Below are 18,929 nucleotides of genomic sequence, written 5' to 3' on the forward strand. Positions count from 1 at the left end.
GCCGGTTTGGGCTGTTCCCGTTTCGCTCGCCGCTACTCAGGGAATCGCGTTTGCTTTCTCTTCCTCAGGGTACTAAGATGTTTCAGTTCCCCTGGTGTGCCTCCGTCCGCCCTATGGATTCAGGCGGCGGTACCAGCTCTTCCAGCTGGTGGGTTGCCCCATTCGGAAATCCCCGGATCAACGCTCGCTTACAGCTCCCCGAGGCATATCGGTGTTCGCCCCGTCCTTCATCGGCTCCTGGCGCCAAGGCATCCCCCGTGTGCCCTTAGTAGCTTAACCTACTTTTGTCCACTTACGCGGACTTGCTCGGTTCTTCTCCGGTGAATGCAACTTGACGAACTTGACCAAGTTTGTCAATTGCTTTATTCCATATCTAATTTTCAAGGTGCGCTTGTTTTCATCAGTTTCACCGCTCAATCGCGGCGACAGATAGTAATATAACACGGATCAATCACAAATGCAACCCCTTTTTTATAAAAAAACAAAATGAAACTTTATCCCCTGATCATCTTTTTCTTCACAACTCCCGATCACTCCTGCTGTAAATACTTCTTGTCCTTCAAAAACAGTTTCCAGAAGATGATGAAGCCGGGCAACAAGATTGCAAGCCCAATGGTAAAAACTCTAAGCAACGAATAAAAAGTGTCGATATTGGTAAATGCCTCATTCACCGTTAAATACGGATAAACGATATAGGGGAGATGAGCGATTCCGTAGCCGAATGTGGCCAAGCCATACTGCAGGGCGACAAAAATCACCGCCATGCGGGCTTTCCCTCTCTTTTTTTCTTTATGTGGAAACCATAAGGCGGAATACCCGATTAAAAAACAAACAGTCGAAAGGAGAAACCACCAGCGCTGTTCCAAAATATTATCCAGAATCCAACCCGCTTCCGGTTCCAGCATCAGGAGTGTAATCACGGCCACAACCAGGGTAACCGGACCGAAGATAACGGCATTTCTTCTGTATATGTCGTAGGTGGATTCATCCCCGGCTTCCCGTGCGTAATCCGCCAGAAAGAGAGAAGAGAGAAACAACTCCGAACTGAGGCCGAACAGCATGTACATATAGACGGAAGGGCTGGTCAGCCATTTGGCAAACAACAATGTTTCCTTGCCTCCATGCACCTCGACAAACCCGCCTTCGGTCACCGGCAACGCACTGATTAACAGCACAGGTACAAAGAAGCCGGTAATTCCCGCGATCACCCGCAGCGTCTTCCGATATCCCTGAACCGAATAAGCAAAAACCATAAACGCGCTTCGTACGGCAATGAGCAATAAAATCAAACTCACCGGCACCAACAGCACCGTACCCAGCATATACGCCGCCTTTGGAAAAAAACCGACCACAGCTACAACCAGCAAAACCAGGATGGTGTTGGTCAGTTCCCAGGTAGGGGAAAGAAACCGATTGGCCAATTTCCCGGCCTGGACATTTTTCTTTAAATAGATCATCGACCAGAAGCTGGCACCAAAATCAATGGAGCCTGCCATACTATAGATGTACAGAAAGATCCAGACGATCAAAATCGCGATCGAAGGTTCAATGGGTGGGGCCATCAGGTTCGCTCCTTACCGGTCCAGTGCAAATGTTTCAAGATCCTTTTGCAACGGATTCCGTTTGAAGTACGCTTTTATTACGATTGAAACCATCACACACAGCATGATATATACAAAAGTGAACAGGACAAATAAAATCCCCAGATTCTCCGCTCTTGTTGCCGCTTCCGCCGTGGTTTGATAGCCGTAAATCGTCCACGGCTGACGGCCGCTGCAACTGAAAATCCAGCCCGTTTCGATCCCCAACATGGAGAGGGGACCCGAAAACACCAGACACCAAAGCAGCCATTTGGGGTAACTTTGTTTATTCTTCCGGACGTATTTCCACCAATAGGCGAGGGCAGCCGCTGACAACACCAGCAGCAGCATTCCGATCCCAACCATCAGGTTAAAGAGCGTGTGGGTATAAAAAGGAGGCCATGTTTCCGGCGGAAATTCGTTAAGTCCTTTCACTTCGGTGTCAAACCGGTTCCCGGCCAAAAAACTCAGCAGGTATGGAATTTCGATTCCATATTTCACCTCATGCGTTTCCGGATCTACATACCCCCCGACAGCCAGGGGGGCGTAGCGCTGGGTTTCGAATAATCCCTCGGCCGCGGCCAATTTTTCCGGGCTGTACTGATGTAAATTTTGCGCAGCCCCGTGTCCGGACATGGCCGTGATCAAAGACATCAGAAACGCAACCGACAAGGACAGGAACAAAGCCTTATGATGATAGGCCGTTTCCGAATCCTGTTTCCTTGCCTTCAACAGGCGGTAGGCAGCCACCGAAACAATGGCAAAAGCCCCTGTCATCAAAGCACTGACGACCACATGGTAAGCTGCGTCAAAGAAACTGGGATTAAAAAATGCCTTCCACGGATCCACATGGTAGACCGTTCCGTCCGGACGCATATCAAATCCGGCTGGCGTATTCATCCACGCATTGGCCGAAGTGATGAGCACAGCCGAAGCGGTTGCGCCGACCGCAACCAGGAAAACGGACAGTACACGCATCGAGGGGCGCAGTCTTTCCGCGGCATACACATAGATGGAGAGGGCAAGTCCTTCCAGGAAAAAGGCAAAAATCTCGATTTGAAACGGGACGGAAATCACCTGACCAACGATCTTCATGAATCCCGGCCACAACAAGGAAAGCTGCACTCCGACAATCGTACCGCTCGGAATGGCCACTCCGAGCAAAATGGCCACCGTTTTGGTCCAGCGTTTCGCCATTACGGCATAATCGTTATCATTTTTCCACTTATGAAGCAATTCGCTGAGGAACACCATCGCCGATAACCCGATGCCCAATGTGGCAAAAATGATATGAAAAGCGAGAGAGGTTCCAAAAAAGGCTCGCGCCAATGTAACCCGATCCACAGTCGCTACACTCCCCTAAAAGTAAACAGGTGGAAACTATGGTCAATCGTCCTGATTAGTTTGGGATAATGAAGGTAAATTTATGTAAAATAAAAAACCGGGTTCCTTCTTCTCGAAAGGACCCGGTCGGATCGCCTCCTCATGAGGGAATATCGATGAGCTCGATCCATTCGCCGTCAGGACCTGAGACAAACGCATTTTTCCAACCATTTTCCAAAACCGTGAGCGGCTCAGTGATCGGTACTTCTTGTTCTTTCATTTGAAGTAATATCTGTTCAATTCTTTTGACTTCAAATGCCAAATGAAACGAAGAAGAAGCGAAGGATATGGACGGATTTTTCACTAATTCAATCCTTTGTTCTCCCAGTGTCAAGAAAGCGATCTGTTCATTTCCCAACACTTCAAGCCTCTCCAAGACAAATCCGAACCATTGTTGATAAAACCGGATCGATCGTTCCAAATCCCGCACTTCCATCCCCACATGGTACATGTTCATCTCCCTTTCACAAAATCAAATGAATATCGCCAAATTCGTGCCATAAGTAACGTTCGCGAACGGCTTCGTCATACATTCCCGACAGGATGGGAGGCGGCACAAAAGCGCTTAACAGATCGAGATGGGATGCTTCAGGTTCATGAAAGCCGGTCATCAACCCGTCGACCACTTGTAGCGGAGTCTGCTCGTGAATGCGCAAACAGGTCCGTCCCTCTTTGGCCACACAAACTCCACCGGACAGCGCTGCGCTTTCCAGGGCTCTGACTACCGTGGTCCCGACTGCGATCACACGGCCGCCCGATTTTTTCGCCTCGTTAATGACCCGGGCCGTTTGTTCCGGGATCGAGTAGTACTCACAGTTTTTTTCCGGTTCTAGCCGATACCGATCATCCAGCAGATCGCTCAGCCCGGTGTGCAGGGTAAGAGAAACCACTTGCACCCCTTTTTTGCGCAGCTGAATCAGAAGCTCCCAACTGAAAGCGCGCCCTGCTGACGGGATCTCCACCGAGCCGGGAACACTGGCATAGACTGTTTGGTAATAATCCAGATCCCATGGCTGATCGATGTATTCATAACGAATAGGCTCCCCGAACTTGTAAAACTGCTCCAATAATTCGGCTCCCTGCAGGGAGAAGCGCAACCGGACCAGCGGATTTTCTGCCCGGACCACCGTCACGACGGCAAAAAGGGACGGAGAAAATTGAAAGATATCACCCGCCTTCACTCCTTCTCCCACCACCAGCGCTTCCCAACTCTGTTCATCAATCCGGCTGGCCAAGCGGATTTCCACGGACGGGTCCACCCATCTTTCTCCTCTTCGCCAACTCGCTTTTAAAACAGCCGGAAGCGTGCGACTGACATTTAACGCGATCACATCACCCGGACGCAAATATTGAGGCAAACAGTAAAATTTGGTGTGTTGCGACTCTCCCGTCCGGCGGTCGGAGATCATCAACCGGACATGGTCCCGGCGAATCCCCCTTCGCTCGGGCGGCGCCGTGGCATTCAACATTTCAGGAAGGACGAAGTCAATCGGGGCGGCCATCCTCTTCCACCTCTTCCCGTTTAAACGTTTGCGCTTGAAAACGCTGTCCATTGATGTGGGCGGACTCATCAGAGGCAAGATAAAGAAAAACATCGACAACCTCATTGGGATCTGCCAATTCATAATCACAGTCGGGTACAGCTTCCCGATGCATGTCTGTATCCATTTCTCCCGGGTCGACGGTATTCACCCTTACTCCCGTCCCGTCGACTTCATCCGCCCATGTCTGGCTTAATCCTTCCAGAGCAAATTTGGAGATTCCGTAGGCTCCCCAGCCGGCGTAACCCACTCTCCCCGCTTCCGAGGAAACATTGATCACCGAACCAGTCCCTCGGGTCAGCATACCGGCAATCACCCTCCGGGTAACCAGGAACGGGCCGACAGTGTTCACGTTAAGTACACGGATAAAATCCTCTTCCGGGTAGTCGAGCAAATAGGGAGACGGGCTGGGGCCGAAAACGGATGCATTATTGATCACCACATCAATCTGTCCGAATGTGGCTTCTGTCATGGCCACAAACCGTTCCACATCGCGGCGGTTGGACATATCTCCCGTCATGGCCAGCACTTCGGCGCCCTTTTGCTCCAGTTCGTTTTTCACCTGTTCCAGCCGGTCTCCCCCCCGCGCCACAATGGCCAGCTTAGCTCCGGCATCGGCAAACGCGTGTGCCAACGCTTTTACCCAGCCCTTTGGATGCTCCGGTAATCATCACCACTTTGTTTGTTAACATATTCCAACTCCTCCCCATATTCAGTTGATGCGGTCACCATCTGTTTCCCTTTTCTTAAACTTTATAAACGTAAATGTTTCAAAAGTAATTAAAGTACGTTTGCCAGCGAGTTCCTCTAAACCCATCCTTCTTTTCTGATGGGTCAGGAACTGTAGTCACCCGACTTTTTCGTTAATCGAAATATATGTTATGATAAAATCGTCTCATCAAAAGAGAGGTGTCACCGGATTGTTCCGTTTCGTGGCGTTGATCTTTGCCGCAGCCGTTTTCTTTGCCCGCAGACAATTATGGACCAAACCACTGACAGGCGGTGTCAGTTGACAAAGACGATACCGGGACAGCTGTCCAATCTAAAAAAACCGGACCCACACGAGGGGTTCCGGCCATTTCCATTTTTATATCAATTCCCGCACCAATCGGCCCGGATCAGCCGTATATTTACCCAGTGTCTGGGTAAAACGGATCGCGTCGGCTCCGTCCAGGACGCGATGGTCAAAGCTGAGGGAAACATTCATCCGCCAGCCAACGGCCAGTTCTCCACTCACTACCACCGGTCTCTGTTCGATCGGGTGAATGGCGAGAATGGCGACTTCCGGCGGGTTGATGATCGGGGTCGCCCATTTGCCTCCAAGGGCTCCCGCATTGCTGATGGTAAAGGTGCTCCCCTTCATCTGCTCGGGCGAGAGTTTTCCGAGCCGGGCCAACTCGGTGAGCTCATTCACTTCATGTGCCAGCTGGTCGATGCTTTTTTGCTCGGCATGATGAATCACCGGAACGAGCAGGCCTTTCGGCGTATCCGTAGCCATGCCGATGGAGACGGATGAATAAGTCCGTATTTTTTGGCTTTCCTCATCAAAATGGGCATTAAAGGATGGGTGATGCTTAAGGGTGATGGCTACCATTTTGATTAAAATCGCCATATAAGTCAGACGGGGGGCATGGGGATCGTTTTCCTGCTCTTTCAGCCGCTGTTTGCGCCATGCCACGAGCCCTGCCACATTCAGCTCATCAAAATGAGTGGCGTGGGGCTTGCGTGTGACCGAGAACAAAAGCCTGTCGGCAATGACACGACGGATTGGAGAAAGCGGCGTTTCAACGATCTCTGCCGGCCTCTCCGCCCGCGGGGCCGAAACGGTTGCCGCTCCGACCGTTTGAACCGCATCCACGGAAGGTGTCTGCCGCAGGGAGGCAAAACGGCGGACGTCCTCGTCAGTTACCCGCCCATTCGCCCCTGTTCCCTCTACTTGCGCAAGATCCACTCCGAGCTCCCGTGCCAACCGGCGTGTGGACGGAGCGGCGAGAACGCGTTGTTTGCGCTTGCCGGTTGGAAGTTTGTCATCGGCAGATACCGGATTTTCCCGGGTCGGTTCACTCGATGCCAAGCTTGGAACGTTTTCATCGCTTCCGATGACATACAACACTTCCCCGACCGGAACGATTTCGCCTTCCTTCCATTTCAGCTCGGAAATCCGGCCCGAAGCGGGAGCAGGCAATTCAACCACAGCTTTATCTGTTTGCACTTCCAACACGGGCTGGTTCTCTTCCACTTCTTCCCCCGCGGAAACCAGCCAGCGCACGATTTCCGCTTCAGCAACTCCTTCTCCGATATCGGGCAACCTGAACGCAACAGACATGTTTTCTCCCTCCTCCGCGTTAAAATGCCAAAACTTGTTGTACGGCTTCGGAAACCCTGCTCACGCTCGGACGGAAATCATCTTCCAACGCGAACATCGGCACGGGGGCGTCATAACCGGTCACTCTCGTCACAGGCGCTTCCAGATAGAGAAACGCATGCTCATTGATCAAAGCGGTCAGCTCAGCGCCGAGTCCGGCCGTTTTCGGCGCTTCGTGTACAATGACCACACGGCCTGTTTTCTTGACGGATTGGATGATCGTTTCCTCGTCGAGCGGATAGAGGGAACGAAGGTCGATCAGATCACAGGATACGCCTTTTTTCTCCAATTCTTTGGCTGCTCCCTCGGCTACCGGAACCATGGTTCCCCAGGCGATTAAAGTGATATCTTCCCCTTCGCGCACTTTTCTCGCCTTGCCGATCGGCACTTCGTACCACCCTTCCGGCACTTCCTCTTTAATCGAACGGTACAGCTTCATCGGTTCGAGGTAAATGACCGGATCGGGATCTTGAATGGCGGCGAGCAATAACCCTTTGGCATCCTTCGGGGTAGCGGGGGTGACCACCTTGAGCCCGGGAATATGGACAAACAGGCTTTCCGTCGAATCACAGTGAAGCTCCGGAGCGCGAATTCCTCCCCCATAAGGGGCCCGGATTACCAGAGAAGCAGGAAAGGCGCCTTGCGTGCGGGTACGCAAACGGGCGGCATGGGTGACGATCTGCTCAAACGCCGGGTAGATAAAGCCCATAAACTGAATTTCCGCCACCGGTTTAAAGCCGTTCACCGCAAGCCCGATCGAAGTCCCGATGATGCCTGCTTCGGCCAGCGGGGTATCGATCACCCGGTCATCGCCAAATTCATTCCATAACCCTTCCGTTGCACGAAACACGCCACCGTTTTTACCCACGTCTTCTCCCAGGATCAGGACGGAAGGATCCTGGTCCAGGGCCACCCGGAGCCCGTCGCAAATGGCCTGCACCATGGTTAGTTGCTTCATCTTCGGCCACCTCTTTTGCGCAATTGTTGCTGTTGTCTGAGTTCATTCGGGGTCAGCTTGGCATATACATGAGCAAATAAGTGTTCAGGCGGTGCCGGAACGGAAGATTCCGCCTCTTTGATCGCGCTGTCGATTTGCGCTTTGCATTCCGCTTCCCATTCCCGCTCTTCCGCATCGCTGAGGAGTCCCTCTGCTTTTAACAAGCGGGTGTAGCGGGTGAGCGGGTCTTTGTGTTTCACCCATTCTTCCACTTCGGAAGCAGGGCGGTACCGGGTGGCGTCATCGGCGGTGGTATGGGGCCCTTTTCGATAAGTCACCGCTTCAATCAGCGTGGGCCCTTCTCCCGCCCGTGCACGCTCAATGGCCTGTTTCATCACATCGTAAACGGCCAGCACATCGTTTCCGTCCACACGGATTCCCGGAAAGTTATAAGCTTTCGCCTTTTCCGCGACTGTGGGCGACGCCGATTGCCTGGAGAACGGCACACTGATGGCATAACCGTTATTCTGGCAGAACAAGATGGCAGGCACCCGAAAAACACCGGCAAAGTTGCACGCCTCGTGGAAGTCTCCCTCAGAGGTGGCCCCGTCGCCAAAATAAGCCACTGCCACTGAAGTTTCTTTTTTCAGCTTGGAAGCCCAGGCTGCCCCTACCGCATGGGGAATTTGCGTCGCAATGGGGACGGAGGGGGGCAGCAGGCGCACTCCTTCCGGCGGTTTACAACCTTCTACGCGCCCCATCCAGTAGAGAAAGATTTGCGACAAAGGCATCCCGGCAATCATCGCTACTCCGTGTTCGCGGTAGCTGGGAAAAATCCAGTCTTCCTTGCTGAGAGCCAAGGCGCTGCCCACCTGTGCCGCTTCCTGGCCTTCGAGTGCAGCATAGGTGCCGATTCGCCCCTGCCTTTGCAAAATGACAGACCGGCGGTCAAACATGCGGACAAAGCTCATCCAGCGATAAAAGCTGATCTTCATTTCGGCCGACAATTGGTTCCAAACTGCGTGTCCCGCGACACTCAGCTTTCCTTCCGGCGATAAATATTGCACATACGTTGTTTCCAGTTGACCTAGCATCACGAACTTACCTCCCTCTGGCATCCCTTCCCCACCCCAGCAGGATCCGGCGGAGATCAGCCACTTTCTCAAGCCGTTCCACAACCAGGCGGTCGGCGGCCCGGCAGGTAGGGATCTGCTCCTTTTCCGAAAGTTCGTAGATTTGCAGAAGCATATCATAGATCGCCTTTGTTTTAGCCAGAACCCGCTCCTCGCTAAATCCTTCCAACTCATCCGCCACCTGGATCAGACCGCCGGCATTGACGAGATAATCGGGAGCATACAAAATGCCCTTTTCATGCAATAAGTCTCCGTGCCGGTCTTCCACCAGCTGGTTGTTGGCCGAACCGACAATCGCCTGACAGCGAAGTTCCGGCAGAGTTTGGTCATTAATCACGCCGCCTCGGGCACACGGGGAAAAGATATCGCAGTCGGAGCGGTGGATGATGTTTACCTCACTCAATTCGACCTGCTCTTTATACTTTTCCTTATACTGGCGGACTTTGCTCTCGTTTAGGTCGGCGATGATGCAGTGAGCGCCTTCTTCCATCAGAAGTTCAAGCAGGCGGCCGCCCACTTTGCCGACTCCCTGGATCGCAATCGTCCTTCCGTGCAAATCGGTGGTGCCCCACAGATGCTTGGCTGTAGCCTTCAAACCTTGCAACACACCCAGCGCGGTAGGAATGGACGTATCTCCGCTGCCGCCGTGTGCAGCCGGCAACCCGACAAAGGAACGGGACTCTCTGGCCGCATATACGAAGTCTTCCGGATTGGTGCCCATGTCAGTGCCGGTAAAAAAACGTCCGTTCAACCCTTCCACAAAGCGCCCGACAGCCCGGAACATCTCGGGAGATTTATCCCGTTCGGGGTCCCCGATGATGACCATTTTTCCTCCCCCGAAGTCCACATCGGCGACTCCGCATTTATAGGTCATCCCTTTGGACAGACGGAGCACGTCTTCCAGGGCTTCATCCGTGGAAGAGTAGGGAATCATGCGGCATCCCCCGAGAGCCGGACCCATCGTTGTATTATGAATAGCGATAATCGCCTTTAATCCGGAGCGGGGATGGCGGCAAAAAACCACCTGTTCATGTCCGTATTGATCCATCAACTCAAAAATATCCCGCATCATGGTTTGTTTTTCTTCCCGGATGTCAGTCCTAACATGTTCGGTTTTCATGCCTTCCATGTTCCATCATCCCATCTCTTCTTGGTTACTGTGGGTCATGACCGAAAATCCGCTGGTAATTCATCATATGTCACGGCTGACGGGCCGTTCCGCTATTTCCCCTGAAACCGTGGCTGTCTCTTTTCTGCAAATGCTTGTACCCCTTCAACAAAATCCTGTGTCTTCCCGGCCGCTTCCTGTACGTGAGCTTCAAATTCCAAAGCTTCTTCCAAGCTGCTTTCCATTCCCCGGATGACCGCTTGTTTCGTCAGGCTGATGGCAACCGTCGGCCCTTGAGACAGTCGTTTTGCAAAGGAGAGCGTTTCTTCGAGCAGCTGCTCTTCTTCGACCATCCGGTTGGCAAGCCCGATTTGCACCGCTTCCTCCGCGCCGACATCCCGGCCCGTCATCGCGATTTCCAGAGCTCGTCCGAGCCCCACCAGACGCGGCAGGAAGTAGCTGGAGCCGCTGTCCGGAGCCAGTCCGATCCGTACGAACGCTTCTACGAACCGGGTCTTCGGCGTAATAAACCGCATATCGCATGCGAGAGCCAGACTGCAACCCGCCCCGGCAGCCACACCGTTGACGGCGGCGATGACTGGTTTTTCCATCTTGGCGATCGCCATGATGATCGGATTATACCGGGAACGCACACTATCCCCGAGAGAAAAGTGCTCTCCTTTTTTCTGCATGGCCGACCGGTCATTCAGATCCTGCCCGGAACAAAACGCTTTGCCTTCTCCCGTCAGCACGACACAACGAACTCCGGGATCAGCGTTTACCTCTTGCAATGCGGCAAGGAGTTCCGTACTCATCTGATTGTTAAAGGCATTGTACACCTGGGGGCGGTTCAGTTTGATCAAGCCCACACCGTCCGCTTTTGTCACAACCACCGTTTTGTTTTCCATGTCATGCCCTCCATTTTTTGTCATTTTCCTTGAAAATTGGGTTTGCGCTTTTCAATAAACGCTTGCATTCCTTCTTGTTGATCCTGTGAAGAGAACAACAGATAAAAAGAGTTTTGTTCAAAGTGAAGACCATGTTCAAGCGGCAGATCCATCGCTTTCAAAACGGATTGTTTCGCCAGGCGGACGGCAATCGGAGGTTTGCCGGCGATTTCTTTGGCAAGCGCAAGCGCCTCTTCTTCCAGTTGGTCAGCAGGCACCACCCGGTTCACGAGTCCTGCCTCCAGGGCTTCCCGCGCAGTGATCGGCTTGCCCGTCAAGATCATTTCCATCGCGCGCGCTTTACCCACCGCTCTGGTTAACCGCTGGGTTCCGCCGGCTCCGGGAATGACACCCAGATTGATCTCAGGTTGTCCAAAACGGGCCGTTTCGGAAGCCACAATCAGGTCGGCGCACATGGCCAACTCACAGCCTCCGCCCAGGGCATAGCCGCTGACGGCCGCGATGATTGGCTTCTGAATTTTGCGGATGCGCTCCCAATCGGCAAAAAATTGCTTCATGACGAAGTCGACCGGCGAGGATTCAGCCAATTCCTGAATGTCAGCTCCGGCTGCAAACGCTTTTTCACTGCCCATGAGCAGGATCACGCGAATCTGATCATCCCGGTCCATCTCTTCCATCACATCAGCCAGTTCACCAATCAGCGCACTGTTCAAAGCATTCAAAACACGCGGACGGTTTAATCGTATTTTTCCGATCCGATCCTGTTTTTCAACGATTAAGTATTGTTCCTCCACACAGCCTTCCTCCCCTCTTGTATAGAAAGCGTTTTCAAATCTACTTATTATAAAAAATGGATTTATTCTGAGGATACATTCCCATTCTACCAAACAAGCGGTTGTTTGTCAGTTCGTTACTGTACAGAATTAAAGCTTAAAAGTGGTAAAAAAAGCGCAGCTCCTGGTTGGGAGCTGCTGTTATGATTTGGCTTGTAATGCCACATATTTGGCTGTTTCCGTCACACATTCTTCACAGATAATTTTATCCCGAAAGTAAAAGAGTTGGTACATATTTCCGCACAGAACACAACTGGGATTATACTTTTGCAACACGATCGTGTCGTTATCCACAAAAATCTCCATCCCGTCATGGGGATTGATATTTAAGAGATCCCTGATTTCCTTGGGCAACACAATGCGCCCCAAATGGTCCACCTTTCTTACGATCCCGATTCCTTTCATCCCGTGGCTTCCCTCTTTTCTGTTGAAAGCTGTTTGGGAGGTGTCAGCTTGCAACCGAAATGATCGGACGAAAGTGTAAGTCGGTTCGGTATCGCTATCTGGTCTATTTTTATCAAGGGGTTGTTTCGGAGCTGCCCGTCTCTGTCCCAGTTGTTGATTCTGAACTTGAATCTCCGGTTCCGCTGCCGTTCTGCGGATCAGAAGAGTGAGATCCATCTGCGGGTGGCTGGTCAGTGGAAGCAGGTTCTTTTCCGTCAGCGGGTTGTCCTGGTCCCTTCTCACCATCATTCGATGGAGAAGCAGTGCCCTCTGCGGGTTCGGCCGTTCCAGGGGTCGCATCTTCTTTTTTATCTGCACCGGAATTGTCACCGGGAGCGGTCTCTTTTCCGCTCGGCACTTCGCTTCCGTCTTCCTGAATGATCTGGCTCCATTCTTGTTCCGATAACGGTTTTTGCAGAAGTTCCGTCACCGGCTCTATATTGGCTAATTCGGAAATGGATTTTTCCTCCAACTCCTCAACCGGAATCTGTTGGCCCTCCTTTTTAGCGAGCAACCAGACAGCATATTTGGTTGGGGAAAGCCCGGTTTTTTCAGCTTTGGTTTGTACCTGCTTCGGCATGACCAGGGTATGGACTTCTAAATCAAGGCTATTTTCGATCGACTGAGCGTTTTTTTCGATGGTTTTCTCCAGGGACTTCAAAGCTTTCACACTGTATTTGTCCTCTTTGATTCCCGAGATGATCACATGATCTTTTCTGTGCAAATATCCGTCGCTTTTTGCCTGATCAAGCAGATCCACTGCGACTTCATCCAGTTTTTTATCCTGCCAATCGATCTCCCTGACCAATTTTTTGGCAGAAGAATTGAGAGGTTTGATTTGCACCACATGTTGGTCTTTATCCAATCCGATGGCTATGCTGGGGTTCAGATCCAGATAAACATAGGTTTCCGCATGGGCTTGATTCGCGAAAAACTGTGGAAAGACGAAGAACATTCCCAGCATGGCCGCGGCAGCGACCGATGCCACCATCATCCAAGGCTGTCTTTTCGTCGCCCTTCCCTCTTGAAAGCGGATTTCTTCACCAATTTGGGCAGCACTGTTTGTTTTCGGTATCTTGACAAATTCGCCGTCCTGGGTCATCACAATCCAATGGCGACCCCGGATCTCCATGATGATTCCTTTTTGCATCGTGTCACCCTCCCTTCTTTTCCCGCTTACAAACCCACATAGCTGCGCATCAAAGTCAAATCTTCGACGACAAGAATGGTTAGTGCAATCAAGTAAGTACGGTGCCGGCTCAGTGTTCTTCGATGCAATCCCAACTTCTCGGCCATGTTTTTATCCGATTTGCGCTGGCGGTAAAATTGGCGGAGTAACTGTTCATCCGAAACTAGAGTCTTGGCGACTTGAAACAAGTTTTCCCGGGTATCACGATGTTTGGGAGATTTCTTGACCAATTCGGTCAGAGTAATTCCGTGCCGCTCCAATGCTTCTTTAAATATTTCAATCTCTGAGCGGCGCATCTGCATGATTTCTTCCTTTTTGTGCCTTTCAAAAGACTGCGCTACGATTTCTGGATGATAGGATTCTTCTTCACGTACTCCAGGACCTGAGAAAGGTACGACCCTCTGGTACTTGGCTTCTTGGCGAAAATAATCGACCAGCCTGCGCTGAATCACTTTGTAGGCAAATGACAAGAAGCTCGCTTTATGATGGGGGCTGAAGCTTTTAATGGCTTCATCCATCCCTTTGTAAGCAACGATGTACTCGTCATCCTGCCTGGTGATCACCCGCCTGCAAATACGGGATGCAATTCTGCGCACATCAGGTTCTAACTCTCTTAACAGCTCATCTCTCTGTTCCGGAGAGTCGGTACCTTGCACCTGCAGTACACGCCGTTCTAAATCTGTTCCCTGGAACATGCAATACCGACACCTCTCCCTACATATTCATTCGCACGTCCATTCATTTTTTTGTCTCTTGTAGCAGAATTATTGTCACATGGACGGGTCAAATGGTCTTAAAAAACCCACTATTCCGAAGAAGATAAATGGAATAAGTCCACGAATAAAAGGAAAAAATTCCCTCCCATGAAGAAAAGCCTGGGAAATGGACCAGGCCAAAATATTATATAACAAATTATGATTTTTTCATAGCCAGTTTTTGAATCGCTTCGATGGCACGCACATTTTCCAGTGAAGACAAATCACCGGGATTCTCTCCCAGGTAGGCCGCTTTGATGACCCGGCGGAGAATTTTCCCATTACGGGTCTTCGGCAATTCATCGATGATGTAAACATGGATCGGCTTAAATGCTTTTCCCATCCGGTCAGACACAAATTGTTTCAACTCTTCATTTAAAGACGTTCCTTGGTCTGACCCCGGTTTCAACACGACAAAACAGATGGGAACCTCGCCTTTCTCCGGATCGGGTACACCGACCGTAGCGGCTTCCGACACCGCAGGGTGCTCGACCAGCACCGATTCCATCTCTGCCGGCCCCAACCTTTTCCCGGCAATTTTCAGCGTATCGTCAGAGCGTCCGGTGATAAACCAGTATCCGTCCTCGTCAATTTTTACCCAGTCCCCATGAACCCAGATATTCGGCCAACGGCTCCAGTAAGTGGCTTCGTATCGTTTGGCATCCTGCCAAAAACCGCTGGTCATACCCACCCACGGCTGGCGCAACACTAATTCTCCCACCCGGCCGCGCACGGGATTTCCTTCTTCATCCAAAACATCCGCATCCATGCCGGGCAGGGGCCCGGTAAATCCGCACGGAACCAACGGCTTCAGAAAATGATTTCCCAGAATCCCGCCGGAAATTTCCGTTCCTCCCGAATAGTTAAAAATCGGAACCCGTTTTTTCCCTACCTTCTCAAACAGCCAGTTCCAGGGGTCCGGGTTCCACGGTTCGCCCGTTGAGCCGAAGACGCGCAAACTGCTCAGATCATGGCGGGAAATCCAGGCATCCCCATATTTCATCAAGGCGCGGATCAACGTGGGAGAAATCCCGAGATGACTCACCCCGTATTTGGCGACCACCTCCCAGATGCGGTCGGGATTCGGATAGTCCGGGGTGCCTTCAAACAACAGCATCGTACTCCCTGTCAAGAGCGAACCAAACACCATCCACGGTCCCATCATCCAGCCCATGTCCGTCACCCAGAACAAAATGTCCCCCGGTCCTACATCAAACCCGTAGGCGGCATCAAAGGCGGCTTTAACCGGGAAACCGCTGTGCACATGGACGGTTCCTTTGGGTTTGCCCGTCGTGCCGGAAGTATAGATGATCATAAACGGATCGGCCGCATCCGTCACATGGGGAGTAAGCGTTTTCATATTTGTGATGAGTGAATCCCATTCCACATCTCTGTCCGGATTCCAAGTCGAATCGCGGCGCCCCAAACGCCTGACCACAATCACTTTCTCTACCGTCGGCGACAGATCGGCCGCGCGATCCGCTTCTTCTTTCATGGCAATCACTTTACCGCGGCGCAAGAACCCGTCGGCAGTGATCAAAATTTTCGCTTCACAATGCTGAATCCGGGTGGCCACCGCCTCCGCCCCATATCCGGAAAAACAGGGGGTAAAGATGGCTCCGATCCGGGCAACGGCCAGCATGGCGATCACATTTTCCGCGATCATCGGCAAATAAATGGCCACACGGTCACCCGCCTTTACGCCGAGTTGCGTAAGTCCCCGGGCAAACCGGTTGACTTCGGACCACAAATCGCGATACGTATATTTCTTTACTTCCCCGTCATCCCCTTCCCAGATGAGCGCCAAACGATGGCGGGAAGCCGGATCAGCGACAAAGCGGTCCAAACAGTTGGCGGATATATTGATCTTGCCATCCTTAAACCAGCGGGCCCAAGCGATCCCGTCCGATAGATCCAACACTTGGCGGTACGGCTGAATCCACTCCAATCCCAAATCTTTGACAGCCTCATCCCACAGCCAGGCAATATTGCGGATGGATTGCTCGTAAAAAAGATCATAATCTGAGTAGCCGAGCTTCTGCATAAAGCGGTACAAGCGGGTGTTCTCCATTTGCTCACGGTCAGGAACCCAAACAGGCTGATTCATTGCCATGATCACTCCATTTACAAGTAGAATAGCCTGCTTCTATTTTAAATCTATTTTCAGTATTGGGTCAAAAAATCATATTCTGAACAGCCCGGCTTTGCATGTGCAAAAGAAACAACCAGATTTAGAAGAAAATCCGTGCGTTTTGGGGTATATTAGAAGGAGAACATGACTTTACGGATAAAGAGTTGATTGAGATGGAATCGAGAGTTTACAAAAGAATTATTAAAAAGGAAATCCTCCACAGCACTCATCTGGATGAAACGAAAGAAATTCTTGTCTATCTGCCGCCCGATTATGCGGAAAGCGCCCGATATCCGATGCTGGTCCTCCACGATGGCAACGATTATTTCAACCTGGGGAGAATTGCCACCCAAGCCAATCAAATGATTCTGGAAGGCCAGATTGAACCTGTGGTCATGGTGGCCGTCCCCGTGCAAAAAGAACGGAGAACTTCGGAATATTCCCCGAAAGGCAACCGCCATTCCCAACATATCCGCATGATCACGGAAGAGCTGCTTCCGCGGATCCGGCAGCGATACCCCGTAGACCCGTCCATCGAAAAGCTGGTCATCGGCGGTTCATCGTTGGGCGGAACAGTCTCCCTGCACATCGCTTTAAATCATCCCGATATCTGCTCTAAAGTGTTGTCGCAGTCCGGAGCCTTTCTGGAAGCAACCAATGAGGCGATCCTGCGCGCTTCATCACTGGATCACCTCACCATTTACCAATCGATCGGCCAATCGGAAACCGCTGTTCCCACCCATATGGGCAATCTGGATCTGCTGGCGAGAAACCGTGAAGTCCGCCGCCATCTGGAAGAAAAACAGGCCCGCGTTCACTATGTCGAAGCCGAAGGGGACCATACATGGGGTTTCTGGCAACGCGACATCCCGCAAGCGTTGAAATTTTTCTTTGGAGCATAAGCAGTGTCCGTCGAAAATAGAAACTGTTGAATGGCACAGCCCCGATTGTCCGATCGACAACCGGGGCTGTGATGTGATGATCAGCTGCCTCCCCCGCATCCTCCTCCACCGCCGCAACTGCTGCTACTGCAACTGCTACCTCCGCTGTCCCCCGAGGTGCAGCTCGAACAACCGGAAGCGGCCGAACAACCGGAACCGTGGCTACTGCTTTGCCTGGGAAACATTTCTTCATATAGTTCCTCAAAATGATCCGAATGAACCAGCGATAAAAATAAGACGCCGTTTAACATCCAGAGGGCCAGATCGGGTTCGCCGGCATGAAAGGCCCGGTTTTTGGCAAACTTGTTTACCTTCGTTCCTTGCTGCCTCACATGCTTGTCGATCTCTGAAAGCCGGTTTTTCAATTCATCGACAATAAAGCGAACTAAACCGGACACAACCGGGAAGTGCTGCATGGCATGTTCATTAAAATATTTGGCGGTCAACTCATGCAGGGGCCGATTTTGCAGGTCAGACATGAGCGTTTTGGACAGCGGATGTTTCATAAACGGCCCCCAGGTGGAAATGCTGTACTTGGTCGGTTTAAACAACAGGGCATATATGACATCAAACCAAGCGCGCTCATGGGGGTCGAAGGATTGGGCCGGTGCATTGGGAGCATGGTGGAGCATCGTTTTTAAAAACTTCTTCGAAAAATCATCATACTCCCTGGTAAACATGAGCATCTCATGCCATACTTCGTCCACTTCGCGGCTATACATCGGAACCGATTTTAAAAGGGCCGTCATCACCAAATAACGCTTCCATTCAAACCAGCGGTTTTCCCATTCCATCAAACTGATCTTATGTTCGCGGATCACCCGCTCCTTGACACGTTCGACATAACTTTCCGATAATGACTCTTCCAAATGATCAATGAAGGCAAGCATATCCCGCTTAAATGCTTCGGAGTGGTTTTGAATCCCCAGATCGGGCAGAACATAGAGACGATTGCGGTCACTTTTTTTGGCTGCACGGTAGAAGGCATTTACGATAATGACGATGGCGATAAACGACACCAGTAACACAAATGCAATAACTTCCATATTCACCATCCTCTCTCTACTTCCATTGTAAATGCCCGGGAGGAATGAGTTCCAGTTAAATTTTCAAAAATAAAAACTCCCCTTTTAATCCGGAACGGAAAAGGGGAGCGGCTCTTCGGTCAATCACAATACTTGTCGTAAGCGCTGGTTAACTTGGCTGCCAGTTCTTCGAGCGGCACATTTTCGATCTCATGCCGGTGAATCATATGAACCAATTTGCCGTCTTTGAGCAGAGCGAAAGACGGGGAAGACGGCGGCTGGCCTTCAAAGTAAGTACGCGCCTGGGCTGTGGCTTCCCGGTCTTGCCCGGCAAAAACCGTGTACAGATGGTCGGGCACTTTGTCATGTTTAAGAGACAAAGCCACGGCCGGGCGTGCCAGGCCGGCAGCACATCCGCAGACGGAGTTCACAACGACCAACGTGGTCCCTTTCGCACCTTCACCCTGTAAGGCTTCGTCCACCTCTTCGGGAGTGCGAAGCTCTTTTATGCCGAGTCGGGTCAGCTCATCGCGCATGGGCTGAACCATCATTTGCATTTGCTGGAAATAGAAATTTTGAGACACCATGATCCCTCCTTAGGGTTTATTTTATCCAATCCCCCAGCCAGCGTCCACTTCACTTCGTTCTGTCAATGA

The 18,929-nt window shown here is 51.4% G+C and carries 18 protein-coding genes and 1 rRNA gene; 1 reads left to right on the forward strand and 18 read right to left on the reverse strand.

Going from position 1 to position 18,929, the window contains the following annotated elements; translation table 11 throughout:
• The 16 genes from BMW55_RS03585 to BMW55_RS03660 all read right to left on the reverse strand — a co-directional run.
• A 23S ribosomal RNA gene (locus BMW55_RS03585) occupies positions 1-279 on the reverse strand; the annotation flags it as partial.
• 251 nt (positions 280-530) lie between these two features.
• Complete coding sequence (locus BMW55_RS03590) at positions 531-1,562, reverse strand: cytochrome d ubiquinol oxidase subunit II (RefSeq protein ID WP_089965478.1); 1,032 nt, start codon at positions 1,560-1,562, stop codon at positions 531-533.
• 12 nt (positions 1,563-1,574) lie between these two features.
• Complete coding sequence (locus BMW55_RS03595) at positions 1,575-2,924, reverse strand: cytochrome ubiquinol oxidase subunit I (protein WP_089965480.1); 1,350 nt, start codon at positions 2,922-2,924, stop codon at positions 1,575-1,577.
• 139 nt (positions 2,925-3,063) lie between these two features.
• On the reverse strand, positions 3,064-3,414 hold the full coding sequence (locus BMW55_RS03600) for a VOC family protein (protein WP_170839724.1): 351 nt from the start codon (positions 3,412-3,414) through the stop codon (positions 3,064-3,066).
• Positions 3,415-3,427: 13 nt separating this feature from the next.
• A complete protein-coding gene (locus tag BMW55_RS03605) occupies positions 3,428-4,465 on the reverse strand; it encodes an S-adenosylmethionine:tRNA ribosyltransferase-isomerase (protein ID WP_089965483.1) in 1,038 nt (345 codons plus the stop codon).
• On the reverse strand, positions 4,449-5,138 hold the full coding sequence (locus BMW55_RS03610; protein WP_342027732.1) for an SDR family NAD(P)-dependent oxidoreductase: 690 nt from the start codon (positions 5,136-5,138) through the stop codon (positions 4,449-4,451). Before BMW55_RS03610 ends, BMW55_RS03605 begins: the two co-directional genes overlap by 17 nt.
• A gap of 453 nt (positions 5,139-5,591) precedes the next feature.
• The gene (locus BMW55_RS03615; protein WP_089965485.1) at positions 5,592-6,830 is read right to left on the reverse strand and encodes a dihydrolipoamide acetyltransferase family protein; all 1,239 of its coding nucleotides are present in this window, start codon (positions 6,828-6,830) and stop codon (positions 5,592-5,594) included.
• Positions 6,831-6,849: 19 nt separating this feature from the next.
• Entirely contained in the window at positions 6,850-7,827 is a 978-nt protein-coding gene (locus tag BMW55_RS03620) for an alpha-ketoacid dehydrogenase subunit beta (protein WP_089965486.1), read from the reverse strand.
• On the reverse strand, positions 7,824-8,900 hold the full coding sequence (gene pdhA, locus BMW55_RS03625; RefSeq protein ID WP_089965488.1) for a pyruvate dehydrogenase (acetyl-transferring) E1 component subunit alpha: 1,077 nt from the start codon (positions 8,898-8,900) through the stop codon (positions 7,824-7,826). The genes BMW55_RS03620 and pdhA overlap by 4 nt, the downstream gene beginning before the upstream one ends.
• A gap of 7 nt (positions 8,901-8,907) precedes the next feature.
• Positions 8,908-10,059, reverse strand: coding sequence for a Leu/Phe/Val dehydrogenase (locus BMW55_RS03630; protein WP_244527442.1), 1,152 nt, complete (start codon positions 10,057-10,059; stop codon positions 8,908-8,910).
• A 101-nt stretch (positions 10,060-10,160) separates the two neighbouring features.
• A complete protein-coding gene (locus tag BMW55_RS03635; RefSeq protein ID WP_089965489.1) occupies positions 10,161-10,955 on the reverse strand; it encodes an enoyl-CoA hydratase-related protein in 795 nt (264 codons plus the stop codon).
• A 20-nt stretch (positions 10,956-10,975) separates the two neighbouring features.
• Positions 10,976-11,749: an enoyl-CoA hydratase-related protein gene (locus tag BMW55_RS03640; protein WP_089965491.1), complete on the reverse strand. Its 774-nt coding sequence runs from the start codon at positions 11,747-11,749 to the stop codon at positions 10,976-10,978.
• A gap of 180 nt (positions 11,750-11,929) precedes the next feature.
• Positions 11,930-12,193, reverse strand: a complete 264-nt coding sequence (locus tag BMW55_RS03645; protein ID WP_089965493.1) for an AbrB/MazE/SpoVT family DNA-binding domain-containing protein — start codon at positions 12,191-12,193, stop codon at positions 11,930-11,932.
• Positions 12,194-12,305: 112 nt separating this feature from the next.
• Complete coding sequence (locus BMW55_RS03650) at positions 12,306-13,382, reverse strand: anti-sigma factor domain-containing protein (RefSeq protein WP_089965494.1); 1,077 nt, start codon at positions 13,380-13,382, stop codon at positions 12,306-12,308.
• 26 nt (positions 13,383-13,408) lie between these two features.
• Positions 13,409-14,116: a sigma-70 family RNA polymerase sigma factor gene (locus tag BMW55_RS03655; protein ID WP_089965495.1), complete on the reverse strand. Its 708-nt coding sequence runs from the start codon at positions 14,114-14,116 to the stop codon at positions 13,409-13,411.
• Between the two features lie 217 nt (positions 14,117-14,333).
• Positions 14,334-16,283: an acetate--CoA ligase gene (locus BMW55_RS03660; RefSeq protein ID WP_089965497.1), complete on the reverse strand. Its 1,950-nt coding sequence runs from the start codon at positions 16,281-16,283 to the stop codon at positions 14,334-14,336.
• 197 nt (positions 16,284-16,480) lie between these two features.
• Between BMW55_RS03660 and BMW55_RS03665 the strand changes: the two genes are divergently transcribed.
• Entirely contained in the window at positions 16,481-17,209 is a 729-nt protein-coding gene (locus tag BMW55_RS03665; RefSeq protein WP_089965503.1) for an alpha/beta hydrolase, read from the forward strand.
• An 80-nt stretch (positions 17,210-17,289) separates the two neighbouring features.
• Here the strand turns inward: BMW55_RS03665 and BMW55_RS03670 are convergent, their stop codons facing one another.
• Positions 17,290-18,294 (reverse strand): glycine-rich domain-containing protein, encoded by a 1,005-nt coding sequence (locus BMW55_RS03670; RefSeq protein WP_089965507.1) that lies wholly within the window; start codon positions 18,292-18,294, stop codon positions 17,290-17,292.
• A 119-nt stretch (positions 18,295-18,413) separates the two neighbouring features.
• Positions 18,414-18,860, reverse strand: a complete 447-nt coding sequence (locus tag BMW55_RS03675; protein ID WP_089965508.1) for a BrxA/BrxB family bacilliredoxin — start codon at positions 18,858-18,860, stop codon at positions 18,414-18,416.
• Between the last annotated feature and the right edge of the window lie 69 nt (positions 18,861-18,929).

Origin of the sequence: Lihuaxuella thermophila (genome assembly GCF_900110165.1) — a bacterium.
GTDB lineage: Bacteria > Bacillota > Bacilli > Thermoactinomycetales > Thermoactinomycetaceae > Lihuaxuella > Lihuaxuella thermophila.